The 17,615-nt window shown below is 39.6% G+C and carries 13 protein-coding genes and 1 pseudogene; all 14 read right to left on the bottom strand.

Features of this window, described 5'->3' with window-relative positions; all coding sequences use genetic code 11:
- Window positions 1-100 precede the first annotated feature (100 nt).
- The 14 genes and pseudogenes from RGF10_RS17870 to RGF10_RS17935 all read right to left on the bottom strand — a co-directional run bounded on the left by RGF10_RS17870 (window position 101) and on the right by RGF10_RS17935 (window position 17,436).
- Window positions 101-1,336 carry a M16 family metallopeptidase gene (locus RGF10_RS17870; RefSeq protein WP_318504503.1) on the bottom strand — a complete coding sequence of 412 codons (1,236 nt, stop codon included), beginning with the start codon at window positions 1,334-1,336 and terminating at the stop codon, window positions 101-103.
- A 229-nt stretch (window positions 1,337-1,565) separates the two neighbouring features.
- The gene (locus RGF10_RS17875; protein ID WP_318504512.1) at window positions 1,566-2,510 is read right to left on the bottom strand and encodes a polysaccharide deacetylase family protein; all 945 of its coding nucleotides are present in this window, start codon (window positions 2,508-2,510) and stop codon (window positions 1,566-1,568) included.
- Between the two features lie 271 nt (window positions 2,511-2,781).
- Window positions 2,782-4,902, bottom strand: coding sequence for a polyribonucleotide nucleotidyltransferase (gene pnp, locus RGF10_RS17880; protein ID WP_318504519.1), 2,121 nt, complete (start codon window positions 4,900-4,902; stop codon window positions 2,782-2,784).
- Between the two features lie 281 nt (window positions 4,903-5,183).
- On the bottom strand, window positions 5,184-5,453 hold the full coding sequence (gene rpsO / locus RGF10_RS17885; protein WP_318504525.1) for a 30S ribosomal protein S15: 270 nt from the start codon (window positions 5,451-5,453) through the stop codon (window positions 5,184-5,186).
- A 146-nt stretch (window positions 5,454-5,599) separates the two neighbouring features.
- The gene (gene ribF / locus RGF10_RS17890; RefSeq protein WP_318504530.1) at window positions 5,600-6,553 is read right to left on the bottom strand and encodes a bifunctional riboflavin kinase/FAD synthetase; all 954 of its coding nucleotides are present in this window, start codon (window positions 6,551-6,553) and stop codon (window positions 5,600-5,602) included.
- Between the two features lie 28 nt (window positions 6,554-6,581).
- Window positions 6,582-7,505 carry a tRNA pseudouridine(55) synthase TruB gene (gene truB, locus RGF10_RS17895; protein WP_318504535.1) on the bottom strand — a complete coding sequence of 308 codons (924 nt, stop codon included), beginning with the start codon at window positions 7,503-7,505 and terminating at the stop codon, window positions 6,582-6,584.
- Between the two features lie 234 nt (window positions 7,506-7,739).
- A complete protein-coding gene (rbfA, locus tag RGF10_RS17900; protein WP_318504540.1) occupies window positions 7,740-8,108 on the bottom strand; it encodes a 30S ribosome-binding factor RbfA in 369 nt (122 codons plus the stop codon).
- Between the two features lie 16 nt (window positions 8,109-8,124).
- The gene (locus RGF10_RS17905; protein WP_318504546.1) at window positions 8,125-8,406 is read right to left on the bottom strand and encodes a DUF503 domain-containing protein; all 282 of its coding nucleotides are present in this window, start codon (window positions 8,404-8,406) and stop codon (window positions 8,125-8,127) included.
- On the bottom strand, window positions 8,406-10,637 hold the full coding sequence (gene infB, locus RGF10_RS17910) for a translation initiation factor IF-2 (protein ID WP_318504552.1): 2,232 nt from the start codon (window positions 10,635-10,637) through the stop codon (window positions 8,406-8,408). Before infB ends, RGF10_RS17905 begins: the two co-directional genes overlap by 1 nt.
- 19 nt (window positions 10,638-10,656) lie before the next feature.
- On the bottom strand, window positions 10,657-10,959 hold the full coding sequence (locus RGF10_RS17915) for a YlxQ family RNA-binding protein (RefSeq protein WP_318504558.1): 303 nt from the start codon (window positions 10,957-10,959) through the stop codon (window positions 10,657-10,659).
- Window positions 10,959-11,240, bottom strand: coding sequence for an RNase P modulator RnpM (gene rnpM, locus RGF10_RS17920; RefSeq protein ID WP_318504564.1), 282 nt, complete (start codon window positions 11,238-11,240; stop codon window positions 10,959-10,961). The genes RGF10_RS17915 and rnpM overlap by 1 nt, the downstream gene beginning before the upstream one ends.
- A 17-nt stretch (window positions 11,241-11,257) precedes the next feature.
- Entirely contained in the window at window positions 11,258-12,379 is a 1,122-nt protein-coding gene (gene nusA, locus RGF10_RS17925) for a transcription termination factor NusA (RefSeq protein WP_318504570.1), read from the bottom strand.
- 107 nt (window positions 12,380-12,486) lie between these two features.
- Window positions 12,487-12,954: a ribosome maturation factor RimP gene (gene rimP / locus RGF10_RS17930; RefSeq protein ID WP_318504575.1), complete on the bottom strand. Its 468-nt coding sequence runs from the start codon at window positions 12,952-12,954 to the stop codon at window positions 12,487-12,489.
- A gap of 219 nt (window positions 12,955-13,173) precedes the next feature.
- Window positions 13,174-17,436, bottom strand: a pseudogene (locus RGF10_RS17935) (PolC-type DNA polymerase III).
- Window positions 17,437-17,615 lie beyond the last annotated feature (179 nt).

Here is a 17,615-nt window from a genome sequence, read left to right on the forward strand (position 1 = left end):
GATGTCCTCTTTATATATTTATCGAACGAAGAGGTTTTTTAGAATCAAGAATAAAACGCAAAACGCCCTCGAATTCGTTCGAGGGCGATTACAAGTGTTCTTATTTCATTTTCGGAAGTTCGCCGTCTGGGCTTACTAAGGCGATGGAATATTCATCTGTGAAAATGGTATTGGCCATTTGGTCCACGCCAGTCTTGGTCACTTGGTCGATTTGCTCGACTATTTCATCAAGTGAGCGGTGACGACTTAATAACAATTCATTTTTACCGTTACGGCTCATGCGGCTATTTGTACTTTCGAGACTTAGCATTAAACTGCCTTTTAATTGTTCCTTACTATTGTTTAATTCCTTTTCCGAAATGCCCTCATGTTTGAGCTTGTTCAAGGTTTCCTGAATCGTTTCAAACAAGACATCCAGCTGCTTTGCACCTGTTCCACCATAGATGGTTACGATGCCTGAGTCCTGGTAGGCAGAATGGTAGGAAAAGACTGAATAAGCCAAACCGCGCTGCTCTCTTACCTCTTGGAACAGACGGCTACTCATGCTTCCACCTAGAATATTATTTAATACAATCAACTGGTAAATGTCGTCATGACCGACCTGAAGACCGTTGAAGCCAATACATAAATGGGCTTGCTCCGTTTCTTTTTTACGAGAAATCTGGTTCGCAAAGAAATTCGGTTTTTCATCTGCTGGGACTGATTTTTGCCCTTGATAGCCGCCAAAATAAGACTCGACTTCCTTAATGAAGGAATCCGAGATATTTCCGGCAATGGATACAACCACATTCTCAGGAGTATAGGCATCTGCCATATATTGTTTCAATGTTTCACCAGTAAACGTTTGAAGTGTTTCCTCTGTCCCTAAAATTGGATATCCAAGCGGGTGGTTTTGATACACGGCTTTGCTTAATAAATCGTGCACGATGTCATCAGGAGTATCTTCATACATCTTAATTTCTTCGTAAACAACATTTTTTTCCTTCAGAAGCTCTTCTTCATCGAAGGTTGAATTAAAGAACATATCTGCTAATACCTCTAAGGCAAATGGAGCATGAGTGTCCAATACCTTGGCGTAATAACAGGTATATTCTTTAGAAGTAAAGGCGTTTACCTGTCCACCGATACTATCAAACGATTCAGCGATTTCTCTTGCTGATCTTGTTTTTGTCCCTTTGAAGAACATATGCTCTAGAAAATGGGATATCCCGTTAAGTTCAGGTGTTTCATTTCTTGATCCTGTTCCAATCCAAATACCAATTGCAACAGAACGAACAGTAGGAATATTTTCTAGCACCACTCTTATTCCATTTTGACAAGTATGTTTAGTAATCAAAGAAACTCCTCCAGTTCTCAAAAAACATAAGCGACATTCTCTCGAACGATCATGTTATAACTACGTCTATCAAAAAACCTTTATAGACTGTAAAAATAGTACCGTTTTATTTCGGAGATCAGTATCCGTTTAAGCTATTGAAGCGATCAAATAAATTCATTATCGTGCTAAATAAGTATAACTTATTATGCATTTTTTTGCCAAAATGATGTATTTTGACTAACATTTACTAATTAATTCGATTCTCACTTAAGGTTTCAGAAACTGTTCCAATCTTTAAGCTTTTTGATTCAATAATGGTAATCATCCGATCAAGCGCTTTAGCAGTAGGGGCGGTCGGGTGCATTAAAACTAATGCGCCAGGATGAATTTTTGACTCAACCCGCTGAATGACCGTTTCCGGCGCTGGTCTTTGCCAATCGATTGTATCCACACTCCAAATAATCGTCCCTAGACCCATAATATCTGCAATTTTAACCACTTCATCACGATAGCTGCCACTCGGTGGACCAAACCACGTTGGAACACGTCCTGTTGTCGCTTCAATGACATCATTTGTTTTCTGTAATTGATTTTTTATTTCAGCTGCAGATAGATTTTTCATATCGGGATGTGTATATGAATGATTGCCAATTTCATGCCCGGCCTCTGAAATCATTTTAGCCAAATCTGGATTTTCCTTTACCCATCTGCCTTCTAGGAAAAAGCTTGCTTGTATATTATGCTTTTTTAATGTTGCTAACATATCTGGTAAATATTCATTACCCCATGCTACATTGATAATAAATCCGACCATTGGTTTATCCGGATTCCCTCGATAAATTGGTGAAGCAGCCAAATCTTGCAAATGGACCTTTGGTTTGATTTGTTTATAGATAAGCTTTTCTTCATTAAAATGGCCTTGATCCTTCATTTTTTCATAGGATGCTTTGATGTCCACCTCACGTCCATTATAACCAGGGGTGGCTTTCCAAACGGGGTCTATCCGTGCATCAACGGCTGGTACGTAATATAGTTTACGTTTACTTGTTATTTCCTCAAGAAGAGGATTACTATGTTTACCGACTTGAACAGATTCTGCCTTTAAATATGCGACATAGTGATCTGATATCGGATTATAGATAATACAAAGAGCTGTCACTGCAATAATGCAAATTAACTTAATTTTCTTCATTTCCTTGCCCCCTTCAAATAAAGATTATGAAAAGGATGGACAAGGTAGAACAAGGGTTGCTTACATTTGTATAGATCGTCAAACAGTCATGGCATTCACTGACAATAAGATCGAACCCTAAAAGATCACTAGCCCATGCGATAAACACGTTACATATTAAGAAAAAGCCAGGGTTTCCCCTGACTTTTTTTAATGTTTTAGGAAATGATCGCCAAGTAAAAGCGGACAGTTACTAGTGTACAATCGCTACTCAGGCACTTCCGCTTTTGTATTAGGATTGTGCTTGCTCTTTTTGTTCACGTTGTTCTTTTAATACGGCTTTACGCGAAAGGTTGACACGACCTTGTTTATCAATTTCTGTAACCTTCACAAGAATTTCATCGCCGAGTGAAAGAACGTCTTCCACCTTGCCGACACGTTCTTCAGCTAACTCTGAAATATGGACAAGTCCATCTTTGCCAGCAAAAATCTCAACAAATGCACCGAACTTTTCAATTCGCTTAACTTTACCTAAGTACATTTGACCAACTTCAACTTCACGAACGATATCTTCAATAATTTTCTTAGCCTTTTGGTTCATTTCTTCATTTGTAGATGAAATGAAGATGGTTCCATCTTGCTCGATATCAATTTTTACGCCAGTTTCTTCAATGATTTTGTTGATTTGTTTTCCGCTTGGTCCAATGACATCACGGATTTTGTCTGGATTAATATTCATTGTAAAGATTTTTGGTGCGTATTTTGAAAGCTCTGATTTTGGTTCAGAAATCGTTTTAAGCATTGAATCTAAAATATGCATCCGACCAAGTTTTGCTTGTTGTAGAGCTTCTTCTAATATTTCACGAGAAAGTCCGTCAATTTTAATATCCATTTGTAAAGCTGTTACGCCTTTAGCTGTACCAGCTACTTTAAAGTCCATATCACCTAAATGATCTTCCATTCCTTGAATGTCAGTTAAAATTGTATAATGTTCACCTGACTTAACAAGACCCATTGCAATCCCAGCTACAGGCGCCTTAATCGGAACCCCTGCATCCATCATAGCCAATGTACTTGCACAAATACTTGCTTGTGAAGTCGAACCATTTGATTCTAAAACCTCTGAAACAAGACGTACTGTATATGGGAAATCCTTTTCATCTGGGATAATTGGTTCAAGAGCACGTTCACCTAATGCACCATGCCCAATTTCACGACGACCTGGTCCACGCATTGGCCCTGTTTCCCCTACGCTAAAATTAGGGAAATTATAGTGGTGCATAAAGCGTTTTTCTTCTTCAATACCTAGACCATCTAGGATTTGAACATCTCCTAGTGCACCTAATGTACAAATGCTGAGTGCTTGAGTTTGTCCACGTGTAAATAAGCCAGAACCATGCGTACGCGGTAACAAACCAGTTTCAGATGACAGTGGGCGAATTTCATCGGGTTTCCGACCATCTGGACGTACTTTTTCCACCGTAATTAAACGACGCACTTCACCTTTTACAATTTTATCAAGGATTTGCTTCACTTGTTTAAGATCATCTGGTTCAGCTTCTGCCTCTTCGTATTTTGCCATTACTTTATCTTTTACTGCTTTAATGGCTTCTTCACGAGCATGCTTTTCTTGTACTTGAATCGCTGCGATCATTTCTTCCTCGCAGAATTCACGGATTTCCGTCTCTAAATCTTTATCTAATTCAAATAACGTAATTTCTCTTTTTGCTTTTCCGATTTGAGCAACAATTTCCTCTTGGAAAGCGATTAAACGTTTGATTTCATCATGACCAAACATGATTGCTTCAAGCATCACTTCTTCAGGAACTTCTTTTGCACCAGCTTCGACCATGTTGATGGCGTCTTTCGTACCAGCTACAGATAGGTGCATATCACTTTTCTCTGATTCTTCAACTGTTGGGTTAATAACGAATTTTCCATCTACTCGACCCACTACAACACCAGCAATTGGTCCTTCAAATGGAATATCAGAAACGCATAGCGCTAATGATGAACCAAACATAGCAGCCATTTCTGATGAACAATCTTGATCAACACTCATCACGATGCTGACTACTTGTACATCATTACGGAACCCATCCGCAAATAACGGACGAATTGGACGGTCAATTAAGCGGCTAGCGAGAATCGCTTTTTCGCTTGGACGTCCTTCACGTTTGATGAAACCGCCTGGGATTTTCCCGACAGCATATAGTCTTTCTTCATAATTCACAGTTAGTGGGAAGAAATCTAATGGCTTTGGTTCTTTTGATGCTGTTGCCGTGCTTAATACTACTGTATCACCATAGCGAACTAAAGCAGCACCATTTGCTTGTTTTGCTAGTTGGCCAATTTCAACTGATAATTTGCGACCAGCCCAATCAATGGAAAAGATTTGTTTTTCTTGATCCATTCTGTTTGTACCCCTCTCTACCTGAATTTATATCAGGCCTATCCTTTTACTTTTATAAAAAATTACGCACGATTACGTAAAGTTACTGAGCTTTTGGTTGAACACTTATATTTCTCAGTGATTATGATAAAGAAGCCAATGACAACGGCTTTTCTTATTATTATGACCAATTGTATTCTATCTTAAAATAATGACAAAAATATGTATTATTATGTATGAAATTATGAATAAAGAGGCTTAAAAATATAATAAAAAAGCGGGAAAAATCCCGCTTCCTGTGACTATCGACGTAGACCAAGTTTGTTAATTAAAACACGGTAACGTTGAACGTCTTTGTTACGTAGGTATGTTAGTAGATTACGACGCTTACCTACCATTTTTAATAGACCGCGACGTGAGTGGTGGTCTTTCTTGTGCGTACGCAAATGGTCGTTCAAATTGTTGATCTGTTCTGTAAGGACAGCGATTTGAACCTCTGGAGAACCAGTATCAGATTCATGTGTTTTGAACTCGTTGATAAGTTCGTTTTTACGCTCTTGTGTGATTGCCATCCTGTTCACCTCCTAATTAATAATCCCCAATTACTGAGCAAGCGTCGGTGACTCGACTTGCCAAGCAATGGTTCGTCATACGTTTATTAGAATACAACGTTTTTTGACAAAAAGCAAGTTTTATTTAGAGTCGGTACGATTAACCATTACTCCGCTGAAAATTTGCACATAAAGTATGAAAGGGCATTTTGTTTATCCTTCTCGATTTGTGTCACTAGCTCTTCGATCCCATTAAATTTTTGCTCTGAACGAAGTCTTAGATGCCATTCAACCGTGACACTTTGATCGTAAATTTGTCCGTCAAAATCGAAAATATGAACTTCAATTGTTTCTTTGTTTAAATTTTGATGAAATGTCGGTTTATAGCCTCGATTACAAACTCCACCGTACCAGGTTTGGCCTACTTTGATCCTAACAGCGTATACACCTGTTGGTGGGAGTAGATAATCTTCGCCAACGTCAATGTTTGCTGTCGGAAAACCGATTGTGCGTCCTCTTTTTTCACCGTGTATAACTGTTCCCGTTGTTGCATAATGTCTACCGAGGAGAGTTGGTAGAACTTCAACATTTCCAGCGTTAAGCTCTGCGCGAATTCGGGTTGTACTTACCTTTTCCTCGTCTAACACAAATTTCGGTATGATTGTAGAATCAAACATACCTCTAGAATGAAAGGGAATGGTCTCCATATTTCCTTTACCCATTCTTCCATAAGCATAATCAAAGCCTGCAACCACATGCTTTACATTTAATCCAATGATATATTGATCAATAAATTCCTGTGGCAATAGATTTGCGAATTCCAATGTAAAGTGGACAATAAACAAGTAATCTATCCCGAGGTTCTCGATAAGATTAATCTTTTCCGATAATGGTGTGATATAAGAAACACGTTGATCACTTTTTCCTAAAACAACGGAAGGGTGTGGGTCAAACGTCATGACTGCACTTTTCCAGCCATGATTATTCGCTTTTTTTATCGCTTCTTTTATCACAAGCTGATGTCCTAGATGGACTCCATCAAAATAGCCTAATGCCACTGCTATTTCAGGAAATTCTGATTGCAAATACTGATGGGGATGATTTATTCTTATTACTTTCACGCTTGAACTCACCTTTTCTAAAACTTACCTAAATCTCAGCATCATTACGTAGCACTTTTTCCGGCTTCATAAAACCAATCTTACTTGTATGCGGGCGATAGAGCGCCAGTGCTAACCCTTGTTCCGTTTCAATGACGATTGGACCAGATAGCTCCTGCAAATGTGTTGGAATCGGCAAAACAGCTCCATTTTTTACTTTCTCTGCTAATTTATCATTAATTATTAGTTTCGGCAAATATGAAAGTGCTTCTTCAATCGGTCTTAACACTTCATCGAATGACCCATTTGCTACCATTTCTTCAATTTGTGAAAGTGTATAGCAGTCCTCCAAAGAGAATGAAGCCGATTTGATTCTTGTTAGCGCAGACATATGTGCCGGGAAGCCCAAACGCTCACCAATCATAACCGCTAATGTGCGAATATAAGTTCCTTTGCTGCAAGCAACGCGAAAACGAAATGAAATGGTATTTCCATTAAAGATTTCCCGATCATCCAGCAGATCAAGTGAATAAATGGTCACCGTTCTAGATGGCCGCTCAATTTCGATGCCCTGTCTTGCGTATTCATACAATCGCTTGCCGTTTACCTTTACAGCCGAAAACATCGGTGGTGTTTGAATAATTTCACCTGTTAGAGACTTTAGGACTGCTTCAATCTCTTGCCGGGTAAACTCTGAAGCAACGTTTTTCGTTTCGACCACTTCTCCGGTAGCATCCTCAGTTGTCGTAGAAAAACCAATGGTTACTTCCCCTTCATATGACTTCCCGGCATTGGTTATGTATTCCGCAACCTTGGTTGCTCGACCAATACAAATCGGTAATACACCATCCACTTCTGGATCCAATGTTCCTGTATGACCAATTCGTTTTATTCTAAGGATTTTTCGTAGTTTAAAAACACAATCATGTGAAGTTAATCCTTTTGGTTTAAAAAGCGGTAAAATACCCTCCACTTTGATTTCCTCCATATTTAAAGAAAGGCGCAAGGCGCCCGCCTATCGGCGACAAGCACAAGACGAGCCGGCTAAAAGGTCGTTTTTTGACCTTTTGGACGGATTGGCTTGTGACCTCGAGCCGATGGCGCCTGGAGCTAGACACCCATCAAATTTTTTATACTTTCTTATCTTTGAAAAAAGGCTGACTCAAACGAAGTCAGCCTCTTACCGTTTTATTGACAGATGGGAATTCTATTCCCCGTCTGGATGCTTTTGTTTATCTTCTTCGTGAATTTCATGCAATAACGTTTCGATACGATTTCCGTAATCAATGGATTCATCAAATTCAAAAATAATTTCAGGAGTTTTGCGCAGACGAATTCGTTGGCCGATTTCGGTTCGGATAAAACCCTTCGCTTTTGCTAATCCCTTTAAAGTATTCTCTCTTTGTGCTTCATCACCTAACACGGAAATAAATACTTTTGCTTGTTGGAGATCGCCTGAAACCTCGACATCTGTAACGGTAACAAAACCAATTCTTGGATCTTTGATTTTTCTACCGATAATGTCGCCAAGCTCTTTTTTCATTTGCTCCCCAACGCGATTTGCTCTAAGGCTCATGTTATTCACCTCTTTATCAAAGCCACTCTAGATCAGTAATGGTTCGTTCGATTTCCGGAAACGAATCAATTAATTTCAATGCATTTTGCAGTTCTTTTTCAACTGCTACCTTAGCAGAAGCCACCGAGACAATGGCAATCTTTGTCCGTTGCCAAACATCCTGGAAATCCACCTCAGCTACGGATACATTGTATCTTTGCTTCAATCTTGTCATAATTCGAAGAAGAACAGCCCGCTTTTCCTTTAATGAATGGGCATCATAAATAATGCATTCACAATTGGCAAGGCCGATTATCATTAACGTTCCACTTCTTCCATAATATATGCTTCAATTACATCTTCTTCTTTTAAATCGTTAAAGTTTTTAATGGTAATACCACATTCATAGTTCGTAGCAACTTCTTTCACATCATCCTTGAAACGTTTTAGAGCGTCGATTTGACCTTCAAATACGACAACACCGTTCCGAATGACACGAACACCACTGTCTCTTGTAATCTTACCATCCGTAACATATGAACCAGCAATTGTACCAATTTTGGATACTTTGAAGGTTTGACGAACAACCGCCTGTCCGATTACTTTTTCTGCGTATTCTGGATCAAGCATTCCTTTCATCGCTGCTTCAATTTCTTCGATTACTTTATAAATAATGCGGTGTAAGCGAACATCAACTTTTTCTTCATCTGCTGCACGCTTTGCATTTACATCAGGACGAACGTTGAAGCCGATCACAATCGCATTAGAAGCGGCAGCAAGCGTAATATCTGACTCATTGATCGCTCCAACAGCGGAATGGATGATCTTAATATTAACGCCTTCGACATCAATTTTCATTAATGATGCAGCAAGTGCTTCAGCGGAACCTTGAACGTCAGACTTGATGATTAGATTAAGATCCTTCATCTCGCCTTGCTTCATTTGCTCAAACAACGTATCAAGGCTTACTCGGGATTTTTCACCGCGAGAAGCTTGAAGAGCTACGGATGCACGTGCTTCACCGATTTGACGTGCTGTTTTCTCATCTTCAAAGACAACAAAGCGATCGCCTGCTTGTGGAACATCATTTAAACCTGTAATTTCAACTGGCGTTGATGGTCCAGCATCTTTAACTCGGCGACCTTTATCATTTACCATCGCACGAACGCGGCCAAATGTGTTACCTACAACAATTGGATCCCCGATTTTTAATGTCCCGTTTTGTACTAATAAAGTAGCGACAGATCCACGACCCTTATCAAGCTGCGCTTCGATAACTGTTCCAATTGCATTACGGTTCGGGTTCGCCTTCCATTCCTCTACTTCACCTACAAGCAAAATCATTTCCAGTAGGTTATCAATACCTTCGCCTGTTTTAGCAGAAAGCTGTACGAAAATCGTGTCTCCACCCCACGCTTCAGGAACAAGACCATGCTCGGTTAATTCCTGCATAACGCGATCTGGATTAGCTGCAGGTTTATCCATTTTATTGACTGCTACAATAATTGGAACCTCTGCTGCTTTGGCATGGTTTATTGCTTCAATTGTTTGTGGCATAACACCATCATCAGCAGCAACAACCAGGATCGTAATATCCGTGATTTTTGCTCCACGAGCACGCATCGTTGTGAAGGCAGCGTGTCCTGGGGTATCTAAGAAAGTGATTTTTTTACCATTCTCAACCACTTGGTAGGCACCGATATGTTGTGTAATCCCACCAGCTTCGCCTTCTGTTACTTTTGTATGACGAATGGAGTCAAGTAAAGTGGTTTTACCATGGTCAACGTGGCCCATGATAGTTACAACAGATGGTCTCTCAACTTGATTTGCTTCATCATCTTCGGTGAAGTATACTTCAAGATCGGTAGTATCAATCTTGATTTCCTCTTCAACCTCAACACCATAATCCGTACAAATCAACTCGATTGAATCCTTATCCAATTCAACATTAATCGTTGCCATAACTCCAAGCATGAACAGCTTCTTAATGATTTCAGAAGGTTCGCGGTGTAGCTTTTTCGCAAGCTCGGCTACAGTTAAAGACTCAATAAAAGTAATTTTAGCTGGAAGTTCTCTTTCTTTTCTCGGTGTTGGTGGAGCTTGATGAGTTTGTTGTCTACCTTTATTTTGGAAATTTGATTTCCCTCTGTTGTTTTGCTTATTTTTCGCTTGAAAGCCCTGTGGCTTTGAATCTCGTTTTGGTGGTCCAGATTGAACCTTCACTACTTTTGATGGTGCAACATTCTTATCATCATCTTCAAATGCACTTGCTTTTGATTTTGGGACAACTTGTGGCTGTGGTTTATTTCCTGGTTGTTGAGTGGTAGGTTTTTTATTCCCCATTTGGACAGATTGCTGCTTTGTGTTATTCTGTCCCTGCTTTTTGTCTTTGTTAGTATTGTAGATTCCTTCTAACTTTTTAACCGTATCGTCCTCGATTGTTGCCATATGGTTTGTTACCTCTATATTCATTTCTTTTAGTTTAGCAATAATGTCCTTGCTGGACACATTATGCTTTTTTGCATATTCATAAACGCGTATTTTACTCATTCTTTCACCCCCGCTAAAATTAATCGAGCAACGTCAGCAGCTTTTTGGCAAATCCTTCGTCTAAAACAGTTACCACTACGCGGGCTTCTTTCCCTATTGACTTCCCGAGCAAAAAGCGATCTTCTACTAATTTTACAGGAACATGATAGGATTTACATTTATCAGTGATTTTTTTTGTTGTATTAGCGGACGCATCCGCTGATAACAAGACGAGTTTTGCTTTTCCACTCCGAATTTCTTTAACGGACAACTCTTCACCCGAAATTATTTTCCGTGCTCGATTTGCTAAGCCAAGTAATGACATCCACCCAGTTGAGTTCATTAGGAAAGTCGATTCTCCTTCTCGATCAAATCTAGTAACTCATCATATAAAGCATCTTCAATCGATGCTTGTAACTGATTGGCCAACGTATTTTTTTTCTTGGCTAGTATTACCGCTTCTTTTTGTTTCGAAAGGTAAGCACCACGACCTGATTTTTTACCCGTTAGATCGATGGATACTTCTCCTTCCTTTGTGCGAACGATGCGAACGAGTTCTTTTTTCGGTTTCATTTCACCGGTTGCAATGCATTTTCGCATCGGAACTTTTTTAGGTTTGTTCACGATCATTCACCTCGTAATTAATCTAAATCGTCCGCGAAATCGAAATCAGAATCATCATCCGGCGTGAAAGTTAATAGCGCTTCCTCACGTGGGAAAATTCCTTTTTCTCTTGCTTCCGTCTCTGATTTGATATCAATTTTCCAGCCTGTTAGCTTTGCAGCAAGACGGGCATTTTGACCCCGCTTACCGATGGCTAAAGAAAGCTGATAATCTGGCACTACAACGGTTGTAGCCTTGTCAGCTTCACTAACAATGACATCCAAGACCTTTGATGGACTAAGTGCATTTGCAACGAATACAACTGGATCATTTGACCATTTTACAATGTCAATTTTTTCACCCTTCAACTCGTTTACAATGGCTTGAACACGTGTTCCTTTTGGACCAACACATGAGCCAACAGGATCTACCTCTGAGTTTTCAGAGTGAACTGAGATTTTAGAACGGTCACCCGCTTCACGAGCTACCGATTTGATTTCAACTGTTCCATCATAAATTTCTGGAACTTCAATTTCAAAAAGTCTCTTTAACAACCCTGGATGTGTACGTGATACAAAAATTTGTGGTCCTTTAGTTGTTTTTTCAACCTTTGTAATGAATACTTTAATCCGATCATGCGGCTTATAACGCTCGTTTGGCATTTGTTCATTAGCTGGTAAAATTGCTTCTATTTTACCAAGGCTTACATAAATAAATTTTGCATCTTGTCGCTGTACAATACCTGTCATTATGTCTTCTTCACGATCGATAAATTCAGAATAAATAATTCCTCTTTCTGCCTCTCGAACACGTTGAGTCACGACTTGCTTTGCTGTTTGTGCAGCAATTCGACCGAAGTCTTTTGGAGTTACTTCCATTTCCACGACATCTTCTTCTTGATAATTGGGATTAATTCGTTGTGCATCCTCAATCGAAATTTCTAAGCGTGGATCAAAAACTTCTTCAACTACTTCTTTTCTGGCAAAAACGCGCATCGAACCATTTTCTAAGTTTAAATCAATCCGAACATTCTGTGCTTGATTAAAGTTCCGGCGATAGGCAGATACAAGGGCTGCCTCGATTGCATCAATCAGAACGTCCCGAGAAATGCCTTTCTCCTTTTCAAGCAAGGTTAGAGCATCTAATAATTCACTGCTCATTTGAGCGTATCCCCCTTTAATCTAAATAAAAAAATATCGATTATTTTTTTATAACATTTATACCCTAAATTGAGGTTTAGCCTCTTACAACCCAGGTTCTAGGCGAATTAGAATGTAACTGCTAAACGGGCATTTGCTATTTTTGCATAAGGTATCTCAATACTTTTCTTTCGTGTCTTAATTTTCACTTCTACCTTTACTGTCTCGCCATCAAAATCGGTCAATAGCCCTTCAAAGGTTTTTTCTCCATCAATTGGTTCATATGTTTTGATGAAAACATTTTTGCCGATTGCTTTTTCGAAATCCTTGTCTTTCTTTAAAGGGCGTTCGGCACCCGGTGATGAAACTTCCAAAAAATAATTGTGTGGAATTGGATCAACTTCATCGAGCTTTTCGCTTAATTTTTCACTGACGATCCCACACTCTTCAATATCTATACCGGCCTCTTTATCAATAAATACGCGAAGAAAATAATCTCTTCCTTCCTTTACGTACTCAATATCTACTAGTTCTAATCCGATTTCATCTAAGATAGGGGTAACCATGCTTTCCACTACTTCAGCCACTTTGCTCATATGATCCCTCCTTTACTTGAAATGCATAAAATAATACAAGATTTTCCTTAGAAAAACATGTTGACACAACGAAAGAGTGGGTTGCCCCACTCTTGTTTGCGAGAGTATATCTTAAGTATTTCCACTAAAACTATACCATAACCAAATATTTTATGCAAATGGAAAGATTGCTAAATCAACATTTGTCAAGTTATTTTGTCCGATTTTTATACATAATCTTTAAAATAATGACAACTGATTTTGATCTGGCATCGCTTCTAAACAACCGTGATTATCAAGGAATTCGATAATCGTCTTAGATACTTTCCCACGTTGCTGTAAATCTTCTTTTGAAAGGAATTCTCCTTCTGCACGCGCTTTGACTATGTTTAAAGCTACGTTTGTTCCAAGTCCTGGAATAGCATTAAACGGCGGAATAAGCGTATTCCCATCAATAATAAATTCATTTGCACTTGAGCGATATAAATCTATTTTGCTAAAGCTAAATCCCCGTTCACACATTTCAAGAGCTAACTCCATAACCGTTAACAGGTTTTTTTCTTTTGTCGAAGCTTCCAAGCCTTTATTGTTAATTTCGTCAATTTTTGCACGAATTGATTGAGAGCCGCGAACCATGGATTCAAGATCAAAGTCCTCTGCACGGACCGTGAAATATGCTGCGTAATAAAGAAGCGGGTGATGGACTTTGAAATAAGCAATCCGCACGGCCATCAATACATACGCTGAGGCATGCGCTTTCGGGAACATATATTTTATTTTCTTACAAGAATCAATGTACCATTCAGGAACAGTATTTTTACGCATTTCCTCTTCCATTTCATCTGAAAGACCTTTCCCTTTACGAACTGATTCCATAATTTTAAAAGCAAAGGATGGCTCTAAGCCCTGATATATTAAATAAACCATAATATCGTCACGACAGCCGATTACTTCACTAAGGTTACAGATTTTTTGATGAATGAGTTCTTGCGCATTTCCAAGCCAAACATCAGTACCATGTGACAGACCTGAAATTTGGACGAGCTCAGAGAACGTTGTTGGCTTTGTATCCTCGAGCATTTGGCGAACAAATCGCGTCCCGAATTCAGGAATACCCAGCGTTCCCGTTTTACACATGATTTGTTCTTCTGTCACACCAAGCGACTCTGTACCACTAAAGATTTTCATAACCTCAGGATCATCGGTCGGAATCGTTTTCGGATCAATCCCACTTAGGTCTTGAAGCATCCGGATTACTGTTGGGTCGTCGTGTCCAAGAATATCAAGTTTTAAGACATTATCATGAATCGAATGGAAATCAAAATGAGTTGTTTTCCATTCAGAATTGCGATCGTCTGCCGGAAATTGAATGGGTGTAAAATCATACACGTCCATATAATCTGGAATTACGATAATACCGCCTGGGTGCTGACCTGTTGTTCGTTTAACACCAGTACAGCCAGAGGCCAATCGTTCAACTTCGGCACCGCGCATTTGCAGATTGTTATCCTGCTGATACGCTTTGACATAACCGAACGCTGTTTTATCAGCAACAGTACCAATCGTACCAGCACGGTAAACATACTCTTCACCAAACAATACCTTCGTATAGTTATGCGCCCGCGGCTGATACTCCCCAGAGAAGTTCAAATCTATATCGGGAACCTTATCTCCTTTGAAGCCTAGGAACGTTTCAAACGGGATATCCTGACCATCCTTACGGTATTTCGCTCCACATTGCGGACAATCTTTGTCTGGTAGATCATATCCTGAACCAACTGAACCATCATTAAAGAATTCAGAATGCTTGCATGTTGGGCAAACATAATGTGGTGGCAAAGGATTAACTTCTGTTATCTCGGTCATCGTCGCAACAAAGGACGAACCTACCGATCCCCGTGATCCAACAAGATATCCGTCATCCAGTGATTTTTTCACGAGCTTATGTGAGATCAAATAAATAACGGCAAATCCGTGCCCGATAATACTTTTTAATTCTTTTTCAAGACGCGCTTCAACGATTTCCGGCAGATCGTCACCGTATATTTTCCGGGCCATCGAGTAACTCATTTCCCGCATTTCCTCATCGGCACCCTCAATCTTCGGTGTATACAAATCATCCTTAATTGGTTTGATGTTATCGATCATATCAGCAATTTTATTCGTATTCGTGACAACAATTTCTTTCGCCTTCTCAGCTCCTAAAAACGAAAAAGCATCCAACATTTCATTTGTTGTTCGAAAGTGTACATCTGGAAGCTCATGGCGATTTAAAGGATTGGCTCCACCTTGTGAGTTAATCAAGATTTTGCGGTAGATCTTATCGTTTTCATTTAAATAATGAACATTTCCTGTTGCCACAACTGGAATTCCTAACTTATCACCAAGTGCGACGATGTTGCCAATAATTTGTTCAAGCGCTTTTTCATCTCGAACTAGTTCCATTTCAATTAATGGTGCGTTTACTTCCTTCGGCATGACTTCGAGATAATCATAAAAGTGGGCAACTGCCTCCACCTCATCAGGAGATTTTTGCATCATCCCCTCAAAGACTTCCCCTTTGTTACAGGCCGAACCTACGAGAATACCTTCGCGATATTTTTGAAGAACCGACCGTGGAATTCTTGGAACTCGATAAAAATAGTTAATATGGGAAATCGAGATGAGTTTAAATAAATTCTTTCAGCCGGCTTCTGTCTGCGCTAACAGTGTACAATGATATGGACGAGCCCGTTGGTAAGCATTTCCCTTTCCCATGTTGTCGTTAAACTCATCATGGAATTGGATTCCCTTCTCCAGTGCATCCTTAAGCATTTTCAATAACAAATAGCCTGTTGCTTCAGCATCGTAAATTGCCCGGTGATGCTGGGTTAATTCGATATCAAATTTCTTTGCTAAGGTATTTAAACGATGATTCTTTAATTCTGGATAAAGAAAACGTCCAAGCTCTAGCGTATCGATAACAGGATTTTTTGCTTTTTCGTAGCCAATCTTTTTATACCCTACATTGAGGAAGCCCATATCAAAGGAAGCATTATGAGCAACTAGGATGGCGTCCCCAGTCCAATCACAGAATCGCTTTAATACATCTTCCACTTCTGGCGCATTTTGGACCATTTCGTCAGTGATTCCAGTTAGGTTAATCGTAGTGGCTGACAGTTGGTGATGAGGGTTTGCGAAAGACTCAAATCGGTCAACGATTTCTCCACCGGTAATCTTAACTGCGGCAAGCTCAATGATTGTGTCATAAACGGCTGAAAGTCCAGGTCGTTTCAACGTCAAAAACGACGTACGTATCCTCCGTAAGTAAACGATGAGCATCATTATAAGCAATCGGCACACCATCATCGACTAAGTTTGCCTCAACACCGTATAGAATTTTAATATCATTTTTCTTTCCAGCTCCAAAGGCTTCTGGAAACGATTGAGCAATCGCATGATCGGTTACAGCAATCGCTTTATGTCCCCACTTTTTTGCCTGGGCAACTAGTGCACTAACTGATGTTACAGCATCCATTTGACTCATTGGTGTATGAAGATGGAGCTCGACTCGTTTTTGGTCCTCTGGAGCTGTATCCTTTCGGCCAATCGGCTTAATTTCGTTAAGATCATTTCCAATCATGACTAGGTCACGGACGAATGTGTCATTTTGAACACTTCCTCTTACCTTCAACCACATTCCCTTTTTTACCCGCTCAAAAAGGTTTGCATCCTCTTTATCGCGAGAGAACATTTTGACCATAATGGAGCTTGTATAGTCAGTGATTTTAAAGGTTAACAAGGTGCGGCCACTACGCAATTCCTTTGTTTCAGCAGCAAATACATATCCTTCAATGGCGACGCGTCGCTCTTCCTCTGTAATATCTTCAAGCTTTCGGAAGTCTGCATCATCCTTAATCGTAAGACCCACCATAAGCGGACCACTTTGATCGGGCTCTCCACCTTTATCTTTTTCTGCATCCTTTTTCTGCATCTCGACTAAAGCAAGCAATGCTTTTTCTTGGTCTTCCTTTTCCTTTTGCTTCATGAACATTTCAACCTGAGTTGTATCCTTTGAAACCTCCGTATCAAGCATCAGCTGTGGAAAACCAAACGATTGATAAATCGAAGAAATAAGTCCTGTGTATTTATTTTTAATACTTTGACCTTCAGGCTCATTGTTTACTTTTATGGTCAGTTTATTGCCGATGACATTTGGCATTTGCTCATGAAGAAGCTTTTGAATCGGGGAGACATACCATCGATTTCTTGAACACATAGCTTCCAGTAATCCTGAACAGCCTCTGAGTGAAATTGCGGATCCAGTACTTGCAGTGAGAAAGTAGATGATTTCGCGATATACGAAAATGTGCTTTGTAATCTAGCAGCTAGCAATTGATAAATGGTTGCCGGCAATATGTTTTCTAGTAAGAACTGAAAATGATATTTACCTAAGTCACGCTCTACTACGACTTTTTGTAGCTGGGCATTATCAAAGTGCTTTACAATCGCATCCTCCGTCATTTCAAGCTGCTGAAGCAAAAGCTGGAGTCGCTCTTTTTTCCCTTTAGTATCACTCAATAAATCTCACTCCCATCTATCTAAAAATCTATATATTATCTTTTTTTTGGCTTTGTTAAATATGTCTGTTGATTTCCGCTCCAATCAACAGAGTGCTATTAAATAAATCGTTCTTTTACACA

The sequence above is a fragment of the Bacillus sp. T3 genome, assembly GCF_033449965.1.
In the GTDB taxonomy this organism is placed as follows: Bacteria; Bacillota; Bacilli; order Bacillales; family Cytobacillaceae; genus Bacillus_BU.

Bases quoted from the DNA above. Each gene is read 5' to 3' on its own strand.
- rimP (WP_318504575.1), bottom strand. From the start codon at position 12,954: ATGAGCAAAGTGGCTGAAGTAGTGGAAAGCATGGTTACCCCTATCTTA.
- rbfA (WP_318504540.1), bottom strand. From the start codon at position 8,108: ATGAGCCTTAGAGCAAATCGCGTTGGGGAGCAAATGAAAAAAGAGCTT.
- rpsO (WP_318504525.1), bottom strand. From the start codon at position 5,453: ATGGCAATCACACAAGAGCGTAAAAACGAACTTATCAACGAGTTCAAA.
- infB (WP_318504552.1), bottom strand. From the start codon at position 10,637: ATGAGTAAAATACGCGTTTATGAATATGCAAAAAAGCATAATGTGTCC.
- RGF10_RS17875 (WP_318504512.1), bottom strand. From the start codon at position 2,510: ATGAAGAAAATTAAGTTAATTTGCATTATTGCAGTGACAGCTCTTTGT.
- pnp (WP_318504519.1), bottom strand. From the start codon at position 4,902: ATGGATCAAGAAAAACAAATCTTTTCCATTGATTGGGCTGGTCGCAAA.
- RGF10_RS17905 (WP_318504546.1), bottom strand. From the start codon at position 8,406: ATGATAATCGGCCTTGCCAATTGTGAATGCATTATTTATGATGCCCAT.
- nusA (WP_318504570.1), bottom strand. From the start codon at position 12,379: ATGAGCAGTGAATTATTAGATGCTCTAACCTTGCTTGAAAAGGAGAAA.
- RGF10_RS17915 (WP_318504558.1), bottom strand. From the start codon at position 10,959: ATGAACTCAACTGGGTGGATGTCATTACTTGGCTTAGCAAATCGAGCA.